The organism is Nesterenkonia sp. NBAIMH1, from assembly GCF_007922635.1.
GTDB classification, from domain to species: domain Bacteria; phylum Actinomycetota; class Actinomycetes; order Actinomycetales; family Micrococcaceae; genus Nesterenkonia; species Nesterenkonia pannonica.
The window spans coordinates 1,181,515-1,197,985 of the sequence record NZ_CP042335.1 but is presented as its reverse complement, the minus strand read 5'-3'; the positions used below and the strand labels follow the sequence as shown (position 1 = coordinate 1,197,985).

Annotated in this window: 21 protein-coding genes and 1 pseudogene; 12 read left to right on the top strand and 10 right to left on the bottom strand. The window is 66.0% G+C overall.

Features of this window, described 5'->3' with window-relative positions:
- Positions 1-29: 29 nt before the first annotated feature.
- From FS388_RS13235 to acs, 5 genes are read right to left on the bottom strand one after another with little or no spacing between them, the layout of a single operon-like run.
- Complete coding sequence (locus FS388_RS13235) at positions 30-1,262, bottom strand: hypothetical protein (protein ID WP_246836314.1); 1,233 nt, start codon at positions 1,260-1,262, stop codon at positions 30-32.
- Complete coding sequence (locus FS388_RS05635) at positions 1,252-1,713, bottom strand: RidA family protein (protein WP_146340489.1); 462 nt, start codon at positions 1,711-1,713, stop codon at positions 1,252-1,254. The genes FS388_RS13235 and FS388_RS05635 overlap by 11 nt, the downstream gene beginning before the upstream one ends.
- Positions 1,714-1,721: 8 nt before the next feature.
- Positions 1,722-1,886 carry a hypothetical protein gene (locus tag FS388_RS13030; RefSeq protein ID WP_168198614.1) on the bottom strand — a complete coding sequence of 55 codons (165 nt, stop codon included), beginning with the start codon at positions 1,884-1,886 and terminating at the stop codon, positions 1,722-1,724.
- 9 nt (positions 1,887-1,895) lie between these two features.
- Positions 1,896-2,342: a type II 3-dehydroquinate dehydratase gene (gene aroQ, locus FS388_RS05630; RefSeq protein WP_146340487.1), complete on the bottom strand. Its 447-nt coding sequence runs from the start codon at positions 2,340-2,342 to the stop codon at positions 1,896-1,898.
- A gap of 17 nt (positions 2,343-2,359) precedes the next feature.
- On the bottom strand, positions 2,360-4,360 hold the full coding sequence (acs, locus tag FS388_RS05625; protein WP_146340485.1) for an acetate--CoA ligase: 2,001 nt from the start codon (positions 4,358-4,360) through the stop codon (positions 2,360-2,362).
- Positions 4,361-4,473: 113 nt separating this feature from the next.
- Here acs and nth point away from each other — a divergent pair, with 113 nt between their 5' ends.
- The 6 genes from nth to FS388_RS05595 all read left to right on the top strand — a co-directional run bounded on the left by nth (position 4,474) and on the right by FS388_RS05595 (position 8,955).
- Positions 4,474-5,256 carry an endonuclease III gene (gene nth, locus FS388_RS05620; protein ID WP_146340483.1) on the top strand — a complete coding sequence of 261 codons (783 nt, stop codon included), beginning with the start codon at positions 4,474-4,476 and terminating at the stop codon, positions 5,254-5,256.
- A 120-nt stretch (positions 5,257-5,376) separates the two neighbouring features.
- Positions 5,377-6,231 carry a hypothetical protein gene (locus tag FS388_RS05615; RefSeq protein WP_146340481.1) on the top strand — a complete coding sequence of 285 codons (855 nt, stop codon included), beginning with the start codon at positions 5,377-5,379 and terminating at the stop codon, positions 6,229-6,231.
- Positions 6,231-6,461 (top strand): hypothetical protein, encoded by a 231-nt coding sequence (locus FS388_RS05610; protein WP_146340479.1) that lies wholly within the window; start codon positions 6,231-6,233, stop codon positions 6,459-6,461. The genes FS388_RS05615 and FS388_RS05610 overlap by 1 nt, the downstream gene beginning before the upstream one ends.
- Positions 6,454-7,638, top strand: coding sequence for a TadA family conjugal transfer-associated ATPase (locus FS388_RS05605; RefSeq protein WP_146340477.1), 1,185 nt, complete (start codon positions 6,454-6,456; stop codon positions 7,636-7,638). Before FS388_RS05610 ends, FS388_RS05605 begins: the two co-directional genes overlap by 8 nt.
- Positions 7,638-8,375: a type II secretion system F family protein gene (locus FS388_RS05600; RefSeq protein ID WP_146340475.1), complete on the top strand. Its 738-nt coding sequence runs from the start codon at positions 7,638-7,640 to the stop codon at positions 8,373-8,375. The genes FS388_RS05605 and FS388_RS05600 overlap by 1 nt, the downstream gene beginning before the upstream one ends.
- A gap of 10 nt (positions 8,376-8,385) precedes the next feature.
- Positions 8,386-8,955, top strand: coding sequence for a type II secretion system F family protein (locus FS388_RS05595; protein WP_146340473.1), 570 nt, complete (start codon positions 8,386-8,388; stop codon positions 8,953-8,955).
- A 3-nt stretch (positions 8,956-8,958) separates the two neighbouring features.
- Here the strand turns inward: FS388_RS05595 and FS388_RS05590 are convergent, their stop codons facing one another.
- The 5 genes and pseudogenes from FS388_RS05590 to FS388_RS13230 form a co-directional block, all read right to left on the bottom strand.
- Positions 8,959-9,690 carry a PIG-L deacetylase family protein gene (locus FS388_RS05590; protein WP_146340471.1) on the bottom strand — a complete coding sequence of 244 codons (732 nt, stop codon included), beginning with the start codon at positions 9,688-9,690 and terminating at the stop codon, positions 8,959-8,961.
- A 16-nt stretch (positions 9,691-9,706) separates the two neighbouring features.
- Positions 9,707-9,982, bottom strand: a pseudogene (locus FS388_RS05585) (DUF4031 domain-containing protein); the annotation flags it as partial.
- 255 nt (positions 9,983-10,237) lie between these two features.
- Positions 10,238-10,678, bottom strand: coding sequence for an Rv3654c family TadE-like protein (locus FS388_RS05580; protein WP_168198613.1), 441 nt, complete (start codon positions 10,676-10,678; stop codon positions 10,238-10,240).
- The gene (locus tag FS388_RS05575; protein WP_146340465.1) at positions 10,675-11,049 is read right to left on the bottom strand and encodes a TadE family type IV pilus minor pilin; all 375 of its coding nucleotides are present in this window, start codon (positions 11,047-11,049) and stop codon (positions 10,675-10,677) included. The genes FS388_RS05580 and FS388_RS05575 overlap by 4 nt, the downstream gene beginning before the upstream one ends.
- An 8-nt stretch (positions 11,050-11,057) precedes the next feature.
- Positions 11,058-11,126: a hypothetical protein gene (locus FS388_RS13230; RefSeq protein ID WP_246836341.1), complete on the bottom strand. Its 69-nt coding sequence runs from the start codon at positions 11,124-11,126 to the stop codon at positions 11,058-11,060.
- Between the two features lie 290 nt (positions 11,127-11,416).
- Here FS388_RS13230 and FS388_RS13025 point away from each other — a divergent pair, with 290 nt between their 5' ends.
- The 6 genes from FS388_RS13025 to FS388_RS05550 all read left to right on the top strand — a co-directional run bounded on the left by FS388_RS13025 (position 11,417) and on the right by FS388_RS05550 (position 16,289).
- Entirely contained in the window at positions 11,417-12,043 is a 627-nt protein-coding gene (locus FS388_RS13025) for a M3 family oligoendopeptidase (RefSeq protein WP_168198612.1), read from the top strand.
- A complete protein-coding gene (locus FS388_RS05565) occupies positions 12,040-12,933 on the top strand; it encodes a hypothetical protein (RefSeq protein WP_168198611.1) in 894 nt (297 codons plus the stop codon). The genes FS388_RS13025 and FS388_RS05565 overlap by 4 nt, the downstream gene beginning before the upstream one ends.
- Positions 12,821-13,870, top strand: a complete 1,050-nt coding sequence (locus tag FS388_RS05560; protein WP_256369571.1) for a phage/plasmid primase, P4 family — start codon at positions 12,821-12,823, stop codon at positions 13,868-13,870. The genes FS388_RS05565 and FS388_RS05560 overlap by 113 nt, the downstream gene beginning before the upstream one ends.
- Positions 13,871-13,887: 17 nt before the next feature.
- Entirely contained in the window at positions 13,888-14,286 is a 399-nt protein-coding gene (locus tag FS388_RS05555) for a primase-like DNA-binding domain-containing protein (protein ID WP_168198609.1), read from the top strand.
- A gap of 130 nt (positions 14,287-14,416) precedes the next feature.
- On the top strand, positions 14,417-14,581 hold the full coding sequence (locus FS388_RS13020) for a hypothetical protein (protein WP_168198608.1): 165 nt from the start codon (positions 14,417-14,419) through the stop codon (positions 14,579-14,581).
- A gap of 748 nt (positions 14,582-15,329) precedes the next feature.
- On the top strand, positions 15,330-16,289 hold the full coding sequence (locus FS388_RS05550; protein ID WP_168198607.1) for a plasmid recombination protein: 960 nt from the start codon (positions 15,330-15,332) through the stop codon (positions 16,287-16,289).
- Positions 16,290-16,471: the final 182 nt, after the last annotated feature.

Sequence of the window (16,471 nt, the reverse complement as noted above, 5' to 3'; positions counted from 1 at the left end):
GGAGCCTGGGGACACTGGGCACCGCTCCTCTACAGGCCCTTGGCCCACGTGGCTTCGGCGTACTTCTTCCGGTAGCGGAAGGCCCGGACGGCAGCCCAGGCGTGACGTTTGAGGCTCCGCTCGCCCTTGGCGATCATCGGCTTGTAGACCCTCTTCTGCCGGTACATCTGATCCACATCGGCGAGGACCTCGGGGCTGTCGACGTAGGTGGTGAGGATGCTGCGGGGAACGAGGGTGTAGAGCCGGCGCTCCTCCACGAACACGCATTCTGAAGGACGGCGGCCGCGGATGAGGTCCTCCACCAGGTAGCCGGCCAGGTTGTGGCCCTGCGCGGTGGCGTGGTCGCTGGAGCGGCCCTGCCGGATGTTGACCTCAAGGATCTTGAAGGTGCCGTCGCGGCTGTCCCACTTGAGGTCGAAGTTGGCGAGCCCGGTGTAGCCGATCTCCTCCAGAAAGTCCTTCATGAGCGTCATGGTGTCCCGGTCGTACCGAGAGATCACCGAGGCGAAGTTTCCGATCGCGGTCGGCTCATGCTCCTGCAGCACCACCTGGGCCAGGTTGACGAACTCGGCCCGCCCGGAGGTGTGCATGTAGAGGTCCGACTCGTACAGCGAGGTGTCGCCGCCGGGGATGAAGTCCTGGATGATGATGGGCGCGCGGTAGCCCGACGCCTCGATCATGGCCACCTTGGCCGCCAGGTCCTCGTGGGAATACACCCGGTAGACCTTCTCCTGGCCGTCGAACTTGTGGCGGTTGTACTGCACCGGGTCGGAGGGCTTCACAATGACGGGATAGTCGGAGATCTCCGTGGTGAGCGGCTGGCCGACCTGGTGGAAGTGCGTCTCCGGGATCGGCAGCCCGTGCTTCTGCGCGAACGGGTAGAAGAGCTCCTTCCACTGCAGCGTGTCCAGAAGCTCGAGGCTCGGATAGTTGAACCGATAGTGCGCGCGGAGAGCCTCGGCGTGCTCGATGATCAGGCGCACATAGTGGTCGCTGGTGCCCACGAGCAGCAGCGGTCCTTCGTCCTGGTGCGCCGCCGCGAACTCCAGCAGCGCCGGGAGGAAGACCTCAGAGTCGTCGAGTCGGTCCACCAAGGTGGTGGAGGCGATGAGCGAGGAGTATCCGGTGAAGCCGAGATTGACCTTGCCGATGACGCGCGGCCTGACGCCGAAGCCCGAGTAGAAGGCGCTGGCCATGTGGTACGCGTTGAGGTCGGTGCCGATGATGACCGGAGTGAACTCCGGGGTTCCTCTATGCGACATATGCGATGGCGTCCACTTCCACCGGGGTGTCCAGCGGCAGCACGGGGGCTGCTACGGCGCTGCGGGCGTGCTGCCCGGCGTCGCCGAAGGCGTGGCCCAGAAGCTCGGAGGCCCCGTTGATCACACCCGGCTGGCCGGTGAAGTCCGGCGCGGAGGCCACGAATCCGCCGAGCTTGGCGATTCGTGTGACGCGATCGAGGTCTCCCACCGCGTGCTTCAGGGCGGCAATGATGTTGATGCCGCACTGGCGGGCCAGCTCATAGGCCTCCTCGGCGGTGACCTCGGCGCCCACTTTCCCGGTGGCCGGCAGCTCGCCGTTCACCAGAGGCAGCTGACCGGAGACGTAGACGACGTCGCCGACGACGACGGCCGGCTGGTACGCCGCCACGGGCGGGACCACGTCGGGCACGGTGATGCCCAGCTCTGCCAGGCGCTCCTCAACGCGAGACATGCTTCCCCCTAGTGCTTGGGCCGCTTGAGGTATGCCACGGGCGCGTTGCCCTCAGGGCCGGGGAGCACGGTGACGAGCTCCCAGCCGTCCTCGCCCCACTGGTCCAGGATGCCCTTGGTGTTGTGAATGATGAGCGGAATGGTGGCGTATTCCCACACGGTCTGTTCAGCCATGGCCTCAGCTTACAAGCGTCTGTCCACCAGCGAGGCAATGTGGCGGATTGCGTACTGGTAGCCCGCAGGCCCGGCACCGGCGATGACCGCGTCGGCGACCGGCGAGACGTACGAGTGGCGGCGGAAGTCCTCACGGGCGTGCACGTTGGACAGGTGCACCTCCACCACGGGCAGGCCCACTGCTTTGAGCGCATCGGCGATGGCGACGGAGGTGTGCGTGTACGCGGCCGGGTTGATCACGATGCCCGCTGCGGTGCCGGCCGCCGCCTGGACGGCGTCGACGAGCTCACCCTCGTGGTTGGACTGGACGATGTCGGGCTCCATGGCGCAGTCGCGCGCGGTCTGCCGGCACAGGGAGTTGATGTCCTCCAGGGTGGTGGACCCGTAGATCTCCGGCTCCCTGGTGCCCAGCAGGTTCAGATTCGGACCGTGCACGATCAGCAGACGCTCAGCCATACCTGCAGTGTATGCCTCTACTGCGCGTGCTGGGCGCGCATGTCCTCGGCGATCTGAATCATCACCGAGGGATCGGAGAGCGTGGACGAGTCGCCGACGTCGTCGCCGTTGGCCACGTTCTTCAGCAGCCGGCGCATGATCTTGCCGGAGCGCGTCTTCGGAAGCTCCGGGACCACCAGCACATTGCGCGGCTTCGCGATCGCTCCGATATCGGACCGGACATGGTCTCGGAGCTCCGCTTCGACGGCCTCAGGGTCGCCCGCAGCGTCGTCGCTGAGCATCACGAAGGCCACGACTGCCTCCCCGGTCGTCGCGTCCTTCGCGCCCACCACGGCAGCCTCGGCCACCTTGGCGTGGGCGACGAGCGAGGACTCGATCTCAGTGGTGGAGAGCCTGTGCCCGGAGACGTTCATGACGTCGTCGACCCGGCCCATGAGCCAGATGTCGCCGTCCTCGTCGTAGCGCGCGCCGTCGCCGGCGAAGTAGAGGTCCGTGCCGAATCGGGACCAGTACGTCTCGCGGTAGCGTTCGGGGTCCCTCCAGATGCCGCGAAGCATGGCGGGCCAGGGCTGCCTGATGACGAGGAACCCGGACTCGCCGTTGCCGACGGGCTCGCCCATCTCGTCGACGATGCCGATGTCGATACCCGGGACCGGAGCCTGCGCGGAGCCCGGCTTGGTGTGGGTGACTCCCGGCAGGGGCGCGATCATGTGGCCGCCGGTCTCGGTCTGCCACCAGGTGTCGACGATCGGGGCCGGCTCCTTCTTGGGCGGCTGGCCGGGGCCGTTGTTGGCGCCGATGACATCCCGGAACCACAGCCACGCCTCAGGGTTGATGGCCTCGCCCACCGTTCCCAGCACACGCAGGCTGGAGAGGTCGTAGCCGTCCGGGAGCTCGCGCCCCCATTTCATGCACGTACGGATCAGGGTCGGGGCCGTGTAGAGCTGCGTGACGCCGTACTTGGCGACGATCTCCCACATCCGTGCCTTGTGGGGTGTGTCGGGGGTGCCCTCGTAGATCACCTGGGTCGCACCGTTGGCCAGGGGCCCGTAGACCAGGTAGCTGTGGCCGGTGACCCAGCCGACGTCCGCGGTGCACCAGTAGACGTCGGACTCGGGCCTGAGGTCGAAGCTGTCCCGGGTGGTCACCGCCGTCTGGGCCAGGTACCCGCCGGTGGTGTGCAGAATCCCCTTGGGCCTGCCCGTGGTGCCCGAGGTGTACAGGATGAACAGCGGGTGCTCGGAGTCATGAGGGGCATAGGTGTGCTCCGCCGACTGGTGGGGGACCGTCTCGTCCCACCACAGGTCGCGCTCCGGGGTGAGGGAGAGCTCCTCCCCGTTGCGCCTGACCACCAGCACGTGCTCGACGCTGTGGCCCGGCTCCGAGAGCGCCTCGTCCACATTGGGCTTGAGCATGGTGGGGCGGCCCCTGCGGTACGAGCCGTCCGCGGTGATGACCAGCTTGGCCTCCGCGTCGTCGACCCGAGAGCGCAGGGCGTCGGCGCTGAATCCGCCGAAGACCACTGAGTGCAGTGCGCCGATGCGGGCGCAGGCGAGCATGCTGATGATCGTCTCGGGGATCAGAGGCATGTAGATGGCGACCCGGTCGCCCTTGCCCACGCCGAGCGACTCGAAGGCATTGGCCGCACGGGCCACCTCCTGGGCCAGCTCGGAGTAGGTGATGCGCCGGGCGTCGCCCGGCTCGCCTTCGAAGAGCAGAGCTGCGCGCTCGCCGTGCCCGGCCTCCACATGGCGGTCCACGCAGTTGTAGGCGGCGTTGAGCTGGCCATTGACGAACCACTTGGCGAACGGGGCCTCGGACCAGTCCAGGGTCTGGTCGAAGTCGGCGTCCCAGCTGAGAGCATCGCGTGCTTGGTCCGCCCAGTAGGCCAGCCTGTCCTCTGCGGAGGCCTCGTAGCGGTCCGCGCCCGCCACTGCGGCAGCAGCGAACTCTGCGCCGGGTGGGAAGGGCCCGGCCTGCCCGTGCTGGCTCGTGGGCGGTGCTGCGTTGCTGCTCATGCGGTCTCTCCTCACAGAAGGCCTGTGGTGTGCATCACAGATCCTACGTCGGGGGGTGTTGAGTGTGAAGTCCGCAGGTCAGGGGCGGGGAGCGTCTCTTCTAGGATGGGCTGATGCCTGAGGAGACGCTGCTCGCAAAGAAGCGCCGTGTGCGCCGGATCAGTCGGGTGCTCGGTGAGACGTACCCCTACGCCGTCGCGGAGCTCGACTTCGAGAATCCCTTCGAGCTTCTCGTCGCCACCGTCCTGTCCGCACAGACCACCGATGTGCGGGTCAACGCCGTCACCCCGAGGCTCTTCGCCGCGTACCCGGACGCGTTCGCCATGGCCGCCGCCCGGGAGGAGGAGCTCGCTGAGATCATCAGGCCCACCGGCTTCTACAACTCCAAGACGAAGGCGCTGCTGGGCCTGGCAGGTGTTCTGGCCGTCGAGCACGACGGGGAGGTTCCGGACTCCATGGAGGCGCTGGTCAAGCTGCCGGGGGTAGGACGCAAGACCGCCTTCGTGGTGCTCGGCAGCGCGTTCGGCAAGCCCGGCCTGACCGTCGACACCCACTTCGGACGCCTCGCGCGACGGCTGGGCATGACGGAGGAGACGGATCCGGTCAAGGTCGAGAAGGCCGTGGGGGCCCTCTTCGAGCCCAAGGAGTGGACGGACCTGTCGCAGCGGCTGGTCTACCACGGCCGTCGCATGTGCCACTCGCGCCGGCCTGCGTGCGGGGTGTGCCCGGTCGCGAAATGGTGCCCCAGCTTCGGAGCGGGGGAGACAGACCCCGAGGAGGCAGAGAAGCTGCTGGCCTATGAGCTCAAGCCCGGTCGCGAGGAGCTTCTCGAGAAGTTCCGCGCCGGGTACACCAGGCGGCAGCTGCAGGCGGAGGGGTATCCGCTGAGCGCCTGAGGCCGGCGCGCGTGCCGGCTCTTCCACAGCTGCTTCGGGTGCCGGTGCGGCGCGCGGGCAGAGGCTCATGATGCGCGCTCAGGACGGGCATCAGGTGCGGCCTGGGCGACTCTGTCGGACATGCGATCTGAGACGGAGCCGCCCCCGCTGCTGCTGGTCACCGCCGATGAGCGGCTCCGCGATGACATCGCCCTCATCGCCGCCGTCGTCGGAGCCTCCTTGGAGGTCCATGCGCTGTGGCGCGACGCAGCAGACAGCGCGTCGGATCGCTGGGCGGCTCGTCTCTGCGGCCCCGATGCTCCGCCGCCTGCCGGCATCTCAGACGTCCTGCTGGCCGGTCCGGACTCCGAGGCGCTCTGGGCTGCTGCCGCACTGGCGCCCCATGCGTCGCCGGTGCCGCTGCCGGCCGGCGAGGCGTGGCTGAGCGAGCACCTCAGCGCCAAGGTGCTCAACCGTTCGGAGGGCACGGTGATCAGCGTCGCCGGCGCGGTGGGCGGATCGGGAGCCACCACCATCGCCTACCTGCTGGCGGCCGAAGCGGCCGTTCGAGGGGACCGAGTCCTGCTCCTCGACGGTGATGCCGGGTTCGGCAGCGGACTGCACCACGTGAATGAGCGGGCCCATACAGTCAGCGGCGCAGCAGCCGGCGGCCTCGCCCTGCCGGAGCTCATCGCGGCGGAGGGGAGATCTCAGCGTCGCACCTCACCAGAGCCGTGCCGGTGGTCGACGGCATCCATCTGCTCACCGGCGGGGCCGAGACGGACTCTGATCAGCTCAGATCACGCATGGGCAGCATCGTTCGGGCGGGAGCCCGCGCCTTCGACGCAGTCATCGTGGACGTCGGCCGCCGCGCGCTGCCGCAGGCCGTCGCCGAGCGGACTGATCAGATCCTCCTGGTGGCCCGGCCCACGCCTCGCGCCGCAGCGGCCGCGAGCCGTCTCATCGAGTCCGTCCCGCCCCAGCCCGTGGCCGTGATGACGAACGGCAGACCGGCATCAGGGTGGGGGCCCGACGAGATGTCCCACCAGCTGGGGACGGAGATCGTCGCAGACCTTGCCGAGCAGCGCTGGCTGCGGGCCGCCGATGAGCCGGCTGAGGCCTACGAGGTGCTGCGTGCGGCACCCGGGGCTCGCCTGATCGGGAACCTCCTGGAGCGGCTCATGGCACGCGGTTCGCAGTCAGTCGGGAGACTGCACGGTGGCTGACGCGTTCGCCGTCGAAGCAGCGGAGCCCACGCCTCTGATCAGCCCGGAGCGCCTCGAGGTGCTGCGGGAGCAGCTGACGTCCAGTCCGGATGGGGTGACCGTGGCGCGCATCGCCGAGGCGGTGCGGGCGGAGGGTCTGGCTCTGAGCTCGGGCACGGCCCAGCAGCTGGTGCGAGCACTCAGGGATGAGCTCGTCGGCCTGGGACCTCTCCAGCAGTTCGTCGAGCAGCCGGGTGTGACCGATGTGGTGCTCGACGGCCAGGGGATGATCTGGACGGACGGCGCCGAAGGACTGCGGAGCACCGGCACGAGGGTCGAGTCCGAGGAGAAGGCGCGGGCACTGGCCCGGCGGCTCATCAGCGTCTCCGGAGGCCGCCTCGATGAGGGGCACCCCTGCGCGGACGGGAGGATCGGGCACTGCCGCATCCATGCGGTCATACCGCCCATCGCCGTCGAAGGAACCATGATCTCGGTGCGGGCCGCGCGCAGCCAATCCGCCTCTCTCGAGGCGCTCGCCCTCCAGTGGGAGGGGGCGGACGATTGGCTCAGGGCGGTCCGAGGGATGGTGCGCGCCCGCATGAACGTGCTGATCTCCGGGGCGACCGGATCTGGGAAGACGGCGCTGCTCTCCGCTCTGCTGGCGGAGGTGCCGCCGGATGAGCGGATCATCGTCGTGGAGGACACCACCGAGATTCAGGCGTCTCACCCGCACCTGATCCACCTGCAGGGCCGCGGAGGCAACATTGAGGGCGCCGGCGGCGTCGATATGGGTCATCTGGTCCGCCAGACCCTGCGCATGCGTCCGGACCGTCTCATCGTGGGCGAATGCCGAGGTGCGGAGCTGCGGGACTTCCTGACGGCGATGAACACAGGACACGCAGGGGCTGCCGGCACCATTCACGCCAACTCGCCCGAGGCAGTTCCGGCGCGGCTGGTGGCCATGGGTGCGCTGGCGGGGCTCACCCCTGACACAGTGCGCATCCAGGCGGCCGCAGCCCTCCACGCCGTCATTCACGTGGAGCGTCGGCGCGGCCGACGGATGCCGGTGAAGCTGTCCATGGTGACCTATGACGAGGACAGGCTCGCCATGCTCCCAGCCCTGACGAGCACCGGCTCGGGCGTCGAGCGTGGGCCGGGCTGGGAGCAGCTCCTGGTCGGAGAGGAGGGGCGCCCGTGATGCTCGGGGCTGCAGCATGCGCTCTCGGGGCGGTCGCGGTGCTGCTTCTGCTGCCCTCACCCGGCGGCACCCAGGCGCAGCCCCGGTCCCGGGAACAGATACGCATGGTCCTGACGCGTCGGCTCCCAAAGAGGGCTCAGGCCGCAGACCATGAGGAGGCCGCGCAGCTGCTGCGCCAGCTCTCCGCACTGCTGAGCTCCGGCCGCGGCGAGGCCCAGGCGTGGGCAGACCTGCGCGACCACTGGGCCCGCACGAAGCCGGAGCACGCCATCGCCTCGATTGCGCGCCAGATCGCGGCCTCGCACATTGCCGGGGTCGGCACCTCGGAGGCACTCAGCCGCCTTCTCGGCTCCGCCGAGGGCAATGGAGAGGAAGGGCGGGGACAGACGGAGCTGAGGCGAACCCTGAGGCGGCTGCTGGCTGTCGCGCGTCTCTCCGAAACGACGGGGGCACCCCTCGCGCACCTGATCGAGCGGCTCGCGGCCTCACTGGACGATGCCGCGGAGCTGCGCGCCTCGATTCAGTCCGCATCCGCCGGGCCCCGGCTCACCCAGCTGATCCTGACGCTCCTTCCCGTCGGCGGGGTTCTGCTGGGACACCTGATGGGCGCCCAGCCCCTCCAGGCCCTGACCAGCAGCGCAGCAGGACTCGGATGCCTGGCCCTGGGCCTGCTCTTCCTGGGCGCCGGCAGGCTCTGGAGCCGCGCGATGATCCGCGCGGTCGAGGCGCGCATATGAGGGCGCAGCTATGATCTCGGCTCTGGCGGCGAGCGCCTCAGCGGCGGCTCTGGTCCTCCTGCTTCTGCCTCCGAAGGCCGATCCCCGCGCCGCACCGCGACGAGCGCCTGCGCTGCCGCGGCCCTTCGGGCGCGAGCGGACGCAGGAGGACAGCTTGGATGCGGCCTCCCTCCTTGACCTGACGGGAGCGCTGCTTGCTGCAGGAGTCGGCATCGAGGCTTCTCTGGATCGTCTGGCGCGCACTGTGCCTGGAGCGGAGCCTCTCGGCAGGGTGCATCGGGCGCTGGCAGCGGGCGCCGCCTGGCAGGCGGCTGCCGCCCACGTCGCTGACAGTCCGCAGCTGCAGGCCTACTGCGAGCACCTCAGCTTCTCCTACGCCACAGGGGCGCCCAGCACGCAGATGCTGGAGGCCTCCGCTGCCCAGGCGCGGTCCCGGCAGCGGCACCAGGCGGAGCGTGCCGCCGGGGAGCTGGGAGTGAAGATGATGCTGCCGCTGGGAACCTGCTTCCTCCCGGCGTTCATCCTCATCGGAGTCGTTCCGGTCATTCTCAGCATGCTCCCCGAAGCCCTCGGGCTGTGAGCGCTACATTCGGTGGGCAGCGACGCCCAGTGCGTGGGTGACTGCAGGATCGCTGCTGCGCTGAGCGGCCGCTGACGTCATGCCTTCGAGCATCCCGCGGGCGTCGAAGTCGCCTCCCAGCGCGGCGAGATACTGCTTGTGGGCTTCCAAGGAGGCGACGGCGCGCTCCAGCGGCTCACCGGTGACGTCGATCAGGTGAGTCGGTGCGTCGCCGAAGGTCAGCAGCCAGTCCGCGCCCCAGGCCTCGAGGCCCTCGTCCTCCGCCAAGCGTCGGAACACCCACGGGTTGTCCGCGTCGCGCACCGCATCCGCTGCCGCAAGGCCCGCGGCACGGTGATCAGCATGGTTCAGGCCCCAGCTGACCTCCAGACTCCAGGTTTGGGTGAGCACCACGTCGGGCCGCGTCTGCCGGATGCGACGAGCGATCGCCTCGCGCAGAGCCAGATCAGGCTGCAGCATCCCATCCGGGAAGCGGAGGATCTCGAGCTCGTCGACGCCGACTTCGGCACAGGCGGCCCGCTGCTCCTCGGCGCGCAGGGCGGAGGCCTCGAGGGGCTTCACGTTCCGCATGCCGGCCTCCCCGGCTGTCAGCAGCAGGTAGGAGACCTCCACGCCGCGCGCGCTCCACCGCGCGGCGGCCGCCGAGCCGCCGTACTCCATGTCGTCAGGGTGGGCGACGATGCACAGCACGCGTCGGATCTCGGAATCATCGAAGAGGTCAAGCGCGTCTGTCATGCTTCCATCACACCACAGCGCGGCGGATGCGGCGGGCCCGTTGGCTGATGCGCAGCCCGGAGTCTCGTAAGATGCGGGCGAGATCCCGGCCTGTGACCTCAACGGCGCCGCAGACCACCAGCCGTTCGTAGTGGTGCGCCGGAACGTCGTAGTGGTCCAGATCGAATGCTCGCGGGCTGATGCCGGCCGCCCCCGCGAACGCGTGCAGCTCCACGAGCGAGGCATCTGAGATCAGATGCCCGAACGTGGTGCCGTGCGCGGGCCATATCGGCGGATCAATGAAGACGGTCATCAGAGCACAGGAGCCTACTCCACTGTCCTTCCCGAGCTCTCGACAGGACCGGATTCGTCGGACACAAGCGACGCAGAGCCGGCTTGACTTGCCGCCGAATGCGCCTTAATGTGATCCACGACACATCGATGGTCCCAGTGGCCGCGCTTGACTGGAGCACAGCCCAGCAGAGCGCCTGGAGCTGGATCGTGAAACGGAGCCCGAGCGGGGAGAGAGATTCTTTCTGCTCGGGCTCCTTTCTGCGTCACCCTTGCTTCACCTGTGCGGCTGAGGTGCCTTCCGGTCTGCGTCCTCAGCGAGGGCTTCGGGCGGCCCAGCGCGGCTGGTGCGCTCAGCGGAGCCTCCTGGAAGGGTCAGGCCTGCCGGCAGCAGAACGAATGTCGGCTCGACGGCCGCGGTGACCCGCACCTCAGTTTCGAACTCCCCGCCGACCCTGCAGTCCACGAACTCTGCAGCGTTGCGCGACACTGTCTCAGCGGCGGCCGAGCACGGGTCGCCCGCTGCAAGCCCGCGGGCGATGTCGGCGCCGGCCAGCGCCGCGAGATCGGCGGCCCGAGAGGCTTGGACTCCCGCGACGGCGGCTGCGCTGACCAGGTGAATCACCGCCAGGAGGGTCATGAGCCCCGCAATGGTTCCTACAGCCGTCACCGTGCCGGAGCCGCGCTCGTCTCGGACAAGACGCTGGGTCCTGCTCACGGGCGGGCACCTGAGACGTGCTCCGTCCGCGCAGAAGCCTCCGCCTGATGAGCATGGTCGATGCCCACCCAACCGGCGATGCGCACATGCCTGCTGAGGGACACCCGCGTGTAGGGACCCTCTGCGGCGAGAGACACGATGATGTCGCCTCCTGCAGCATCCCGTGCAGCAGCCTCCACCGCAGCAGGCGGCTCCCCTCGGGCCAGCTGACGCGCGGCCTCGCGGGCAGCGGACTCCAGGGCGACAGCCTGGACGCCGTAGGCGCCCAGGCTGAGCACCAGCAGAAGCACAGCGACGATGGCCGGCAGCGAGAGCGCGAACTCCGCGGTGACGGAACCGCGCTCGCCGTCGGTGTCGCGGGTGCGTCCCATCGATGTCGTCAGTGGTTCAGCGCGGACTCGACGACGCCGTTGAGCAGGCCCTGAACAGTGTCCGAGGTGAGGATCACCGTCAGCAGGCCGGCGAAGCCGACGGCGGCTACTAAGTCACGCCTAAGACAGGGTGTAAGCGTGTAGCATTTGGTATCTGGATGCACGACCAGGTAGGATTAGTCAGATTAAGGGCGAGCCTGAGTTGAAAACACTCCCCCGTAAGACCTCAGCAGAGGTCGAGAAGGGGCTGCGGGATACGAAGGTGAGGTCGTGAGGCCAAGGGTCTGCTGATACCTGGGGACTAAAGAAGGTTCCAGCTCCTGCCCGACCAAGGGAGTCATCACTTCGAAAGAAGGATGACTCTGTCATGCCCGAAAACTCTCTTCCTGAGTGGCTGGACCTTTACCAGATCACCGAAATTCGCGACGAGCACGGTCAGCGCACCTACGGCTCCGCGGACACCCTGCGCCGCGACATCCGCCGTGGACTACTGACCCCGCGCCTGCGCGCTGGCAGGTATGAAGTCCACCGCGATGAGCTCAACTCCCTCTTCGAGCGCAAGGCCCAGGTGCGCCGTAAGGCTGGCCGGACGCCGAGGAAGTCGACTGCTGAGACCGTCGACGACTGCATCAAGAAGGTCGTCGACGCCGCGCCCGAGCTGACCGAGGCCCAGCGCCAGCGCCTGGCGGCTGTGGCGACTCCTGCACCTGCCGCTTCTGCGCAGCCTGCCCTTGTCGGGGAGTGGTCGCCTTGCTTGAGGCAAAAGAAAAGGCCCCGGCGGCGAACCAGGGCCTCTCCGAAGAAAGTGCTACTTCCAACGACTCAGAAGCTACCCCCTATTGTAGCATGCAGGATCAGGGGTACCTGGACTCTGAAGCTGAGGCACTTGAGATCCAGCTTCGCTCCGCAGATCCGGAAGCAGCAGCTGAGGACAGAGCTGCTGCGGCTATTCTCAGCTCATACGGCTCAGCCCATGACATCTATGCTGCGATGAGCACTGCGGCAGACTCTGGTGATTTCGCAGCAGCTGAGGATCTGCGCATCAAGCTCGACACTGTTGATTCGGGCTACCGGAGCAGGCGGGCTAAGCAGCAGGGAGTTGCCGGCGGCGACGATGATGATCAGGGCGACGACAACCACGCATCTCTCTCTCGCTCACGGCTGGTTCACGCCGAGCTCACTGAGTACTTGGACCAGATCCGGGACGATGATGCAGACATCGTGGCTGTGGCCATGGGTGCCCGTCGCCGCATCAACGATGCCATTTTGGACGAGAACATCCGGCGCAAGCGCACTGGAGGCGCCTACGTCGACGGCAAGAAGATGTTTGCTGAGAAGCAGCTGGCGCCGGTCGAGGACTTCACCGAAGACTTGGTTGTGCGCATTGCACTGGCCCGCTATGAGATTCGTGCGATCAACCTGGCCGGCGGCCGAGGTGGTGCGGACATGACCACGCCCGGCGTTTACAACGCCAAGACAGGCCTCTACGAGACGGACTCTGAAGCGTTGAAGCGTGTGTTCGTCGCCATCGAGCCGGGACTGTCCCAGCGCGGCATCGAGGCTGCCTACAAGATGGTGCGCACCAACGCGCCGCAGGTGATCAAGACCGAGGACGCTCGCTACATCGCGGTGAATAACGGGATCTTCGATCACAGGGAGCAGAGGCTCATCGACTTCACCTCTGACTTCGTCTTTCTGACCAAGTCACCGGTGGACTACCACGCTGATGCGCAGAGCCCGGTCATCATCCAGCCTGACGGTTCGTCATGGGATGTCGACTCTTGGATCGAGGAGCTGGCGATCGACCTTGGCACCGGTGAGGTCCAGGAGGGAATCCCCACCTTCTCTGGGAGATCACCTCAGCTGCGCTGCGCCCGGGTGTGAACTTCGACCAGGCGGCCTTTCTGCACAGCTCAAGGGCAACAACGGCAAAGGGACCTACTGCTCGATGATCAGGAACCTTCTTGGTCCCGATGGGCACACCTCGATTCCGATCGCGAAGTTCGACAAACCCTTCGCGTTGGCCAAGCTGATCCAAGCGACAGCGATCATCGTCGATGAGAACCCTGTCGGGGCTTTCGCCAAGGATCTGGGCGACTTCAAGTCGGTCATCACCGGGGACGAATTCACCCTGGAGCGCAAGTATCAGGACCCCCTGGCTGTGAGTTTCAACGGTCAGGTCATCCAGTGTGTGAACGACTTCCCGAAGTCCCGGGACAAGTCCTCCTCCTATGCCCGGCGTCAGCTCTTTGTGCCCTTCCGCAATCACTTCGGCGGCGATGGCGTTGAGCGCAAGTACATCAAACATGACTATCTGAAACGCTCTGATGTGCTGGAGTATGTGCTCAAAGAGGCGCTGCACATGGACCACACCGCTTTCTCGAATCCGCCGGCCTGCCAGGCGTTGCTTCTGCGCTTCCAGCAAGAAAACAGCCCCGTCGTCGCCTTCTGGCTGGAGCATGCGGACGACTACGTATGGGACTTCCTTCCAGGGACTTTCCTCTACGACGTCTACAAGGCGTGGTTCGACAGGTCGAATCCTACGGGCAGCAAGCTCGGCCGGAACGAATTCTTCAACGAGCTCGAGGCGTATCTGGATAACCAGCCGGGCTTCAACCTCGTGCGGAAGAAGACGCGCCCCGGTACACGGATGGATGCCCCGGAGCGTCTGATTGAGACCTACGACCTCACCGACTGGATGAACCCAGGCGCGAAGACCTCATTGGACTGGCAGCGTCGCTGCTGTCCGGTGGTCAAGTCCAGCTACAACGTCTTCGTCGAACGGGTCGCACCTAATGCCCCTGTATCGAGGATGATCTGATCGAGTTCTGGGGTGAGGTGCACGACGAACTGATCTGGGATTTCGTGCCTACCGCATTCCTCTATGACCTCTATACGGCGTGGTGCCGGCAAACCAGGGACTCAGAGCCCACCCTTCGGCGCAATGAGTTCATCTACGCGCTCGAGGCTCATCTGAGCAGCTCCGCAGAGTGGGATGTCTCCGGCTTACGCAAGAAGAATCGCCCTGGCACACGGATGGATGCCCCAGAGCGGCTGATCGAGGAGTACAACCTCACAGATTGGATGAACAGCGCAGCCACACCTTCCAGCGGCTGGAGAGAGATTTGCCGTTTCGATGTGCGGGACAACTATCGCGGCATCGCACGCGTGACAAGCGATCCAGGCACGCCTGGTATCGAAGACGAGCAGGAACAGAGCAATCAGCCCCAGGCATAGACGGCGTGGACAGTCCGGTTCCCGGCTGGCTCGCGAACGCTGAGCGAGGCCGGTCGGGGCCGGAAACGTTTCGCAGAACTGTTCCGGGAAACGTTCTTGGAAGAATTCTTGAGAGGAAGATGAGGACGCGATGACAGAGAGCATCGAGACGAAGGAAGATGGCCCGCCGAAGAAGTGGGGTCTGAAGAAGAAGCTGCTTGCCGGTGCGGCGGCGCTCGGCGTCGTCGGGGTCGGCGCTGCCGGCACCTACGTCGTTGGATGGGATGACAGCGCTGAGGGATTGTTCTGGACCTAAGCACGCACCCGGAGCCACTGATAAATGAGCAGAATCGAAGCTTTGAAAAGGCTCTTGCAAGGTGAGGCGTGAATTCTTCACAAATGCACACCCTTAACGTGAAATAGTGCCGATTCATGCACAGGCCCGGAGCCACTGATAAACGAACACTTACGCAGCGTTCGCGGCGCTGGGATCCTGGGCACGAAGGTGCCCATTACAGCCACGATTCGACTGATAAATGAGCTAAAACGCTTTCTATGAGCTAGCTCTACGAGATATGTGTAAGATTATTACCTACGGCTATTTACTAGCCTAGTGGGTTAGATTGGCAGAGGATCCTGGGCTTCGAGGACTGCATCAGATTCGGAGCCGTTTCGTCTTTTCATCATCGTATTTCCTCAGCATGATCGGGGACCGTTTCGACCACCTGAAGCAGACTCTGCCTCAGGTCGACACCGCGGCCCTGCATCAGCTCTGGATGACAGTGCGGCAGGTGGTCGCGTACCGATGAGAGGCAGGAGCTCAGATGTCCTACACAGTCAGTCACAGGCAGGCCGGTGTCACCCGCGGAGACACCTCCGGATTGGTTCGTCACGAGTTCCGAGACGTTGACAAATACAACGGGATCGAGACCCAGCACTCGAACGAACGCATCGTGCCAGAGCGGACGCATATGAATCACTCCGTGTTGTTCGTCGATGGCCAGCCGCAGCCGCTACAGAGCTCTGAGCATGTGTTGCAGGAACTGGACCACAGGCTCGACTCTGTGGCCGGCACCTACACGGACAAGAGGACAGGTGAGGTGAGGAAGAGGAAGATCCGCAGCGATGCGAAGGTGGTCCGCTCCGTGGTGCTGCAGTTGGACCCTGACTGGACCCGCTCGTGTGAGCATCTGCTGGCTCAGGCTGAGACCGGCGACACGGAGGCCAAGCAGCAGGTGGAGGCCATGACGTGGAGGATGGTCGACCGCTACGGCCAGAAGTACGGTCGGCAGAACCTGCTCGCCGCTTCCTTCCACTGGGACGAGACATCGCCGCACATCCACCTGATGATCACGCCCATCGACGATGAGGGCCGCGTGCGCAACCAGAGCTTCATCCCCGACGGCCGCGGCCCACAGTCAGCGATGGCGATGAACGACCGCGAGATGCGGCAGTTCCTGATCTTGAAGGGCTATGACGCGGACCCTCAGCCCATCGGCGATGCCCGCTCCCATATGCACCAGGACGACTACGCCAGGTGGCGTGAGGAGCAGGAGCAGCACAAGGCCCGTGAGGTCGAGCTCGCCGACCGTGAGATGCGTCTGGGCAAGCGGGAGAAGGTCGCTGAACAGCGGGAGCGCATGGTTGACGAGTACGAGTCCGAGGTCGGTGAGCGCGACGACGAGGCCCAGCGGCTGGCTGAGGAGTCTGCCCGGCAGAACGAGATCGCCAGGAGGGCTGTCGAAGAGGCTGAAGCGCGAGAGCGTGAGATGACTGAGGCCCTGGAGAAGCACCGCGCGGCCCGGCAGTGGTACTTAGCGGCTGGCCAGTCGATGAAGCGCGCTGTGGATGCCGCCAACGCCCTGTGGCGGGAGGCTCAGAAGGCCGGCTTCAGGCCAACCACGGACAAGGAGTTCAAGGACGCTGTCCGCGAGGTATCCCAGCTGTATGGCCGATCGAAGTCCCCGACTTCAAGCCTGAAGGGCCCACGCGCTGACGATGCATCAGGAATGCATCAAGATTGACGCAAGACTGCTGCAGATGTGCATCAGAACTGCATCAAGGATGCATCAGAGTGTGTACAAGACTGCATCAAGATTGCCGCAGACCCGACGCACGATCCACGCAGAAACCGCGCAATGTCGAGTCAAGAACGGTGCAGGTTCGACGCAGAATGCGCGCAGAGCAGGTGACCTCTTCGCCGTCT

Bases quoted from the DNA above. Each gene is read 5' to 3' on its own strand.
- FS388_RS05615 (WP_146340481.1), top strand. From the start codon at position 5,377: ATGCGATCTGAGACGGAGCCGCCCCCGCTGCTGCTGGTCACCGCCGAT.
- FS388_RS05635 (WP_146340489.1), bottom strand. From the start codon at position 1,713: ATGTCTCGCGTTGAGGAGCGCCTGGCAGAGCTGGGCATCACCGTGCCC.
- FS388_RS05565 (WP_168198611.1), top strand. From the start codon at position 12,040: ATGAGCACTGCGGCAGACTCTGGTGATTTCGCAGCAGCTGAGGATCTG.
- FS388_RS05595 (WP_146340473.1), top strand. From the start codon at position 8,386: ATGATCTCGGCTCTGGCGGCGAGCGCCTCAGCGGCGGCTCTGGTCCTC.
- FS388_RS13025 (WP_168198612.1), top strand. From the start codon at position 11,417: ATGCCCGAAAACTCTCTTCCTGAGTGGCTGGACCTTTACCAGATCACC.
- FS388_RS05560 (WP_256369571.1), top strand. From the start codon at position 12,821: ATGTCGACTCTTGGATCGAGGAGCTGGCGATCGACCTTGGCACCGGTG.
- aroQ (WP_146340487.1), bottom strand. From the start codon at position 2,342: ATGGCTGAGCGTCTGCTGATCGTGCACGGTCCGAATCTGAACCTGCTG.
- nth (WP_146340483.1), top strand. From the start codon at position 4,474: ATGCCTGAGGAGACGCTGCTCGCAAAGAAGCGCCGTGTGCGCCGGATC.
- FS388_RS13030 (WP_168198614.1), bottom strand. From the start codon at position 1,886: ATGGCTGAACAGACCGTGTGGGAATACGCCACCATTCCGCTCATCATT.
- FS388_RS05600 (WP_146340475.1), top strand. From the start codon at position 7,638: ATGCTCGGGGCTGCAGCATGCGCTCTCGGGGCGGTCGCGGTGCTGCTT.
- FS388_RS13020 (WP_168198608.1), top strand. From the start codon at position 14,417: ATGACAGAGAGCATCGAGACGAAGGAAGATGGCCCGCCGAAGAAGTGG.
- acs (WP_146340485.1), bottom strand. From the start codon at position 4,360: ATGAGCAGCAACGCAGCACCGCCCACGAGCCAGCACGGGCAGGCCGGG.
- FS388_RS05610 (WP_146340479.1), top strand. From the start codon at position 6,231: ATGACGAACGGCAGACCGGCATCAGGGTGGGGGCCCGACGAGATGTCC.
- FS388_RS05575 (WP_146340465.1), bottom strand. From the start codon at position 11,049: ATGGGACGCACCCGCGACACCGACGGCGAGCGCGGTTCCGTCACCGCG.
- FS388_RS05590 (WP_146340471.1), bottom strand. From the start codon at position 9,690: ATGACAGACGCGCTTGACCTCTTCGATGATTCCGAGATCCGACGCGTG.
- FS388_RS13235 (WP_246836314.1), bottom strand. From the start codon at position 1,262: ATGTCGCATAGAGGAACCCCGGAGTTCACTCCGGTCATCATCGGCACC.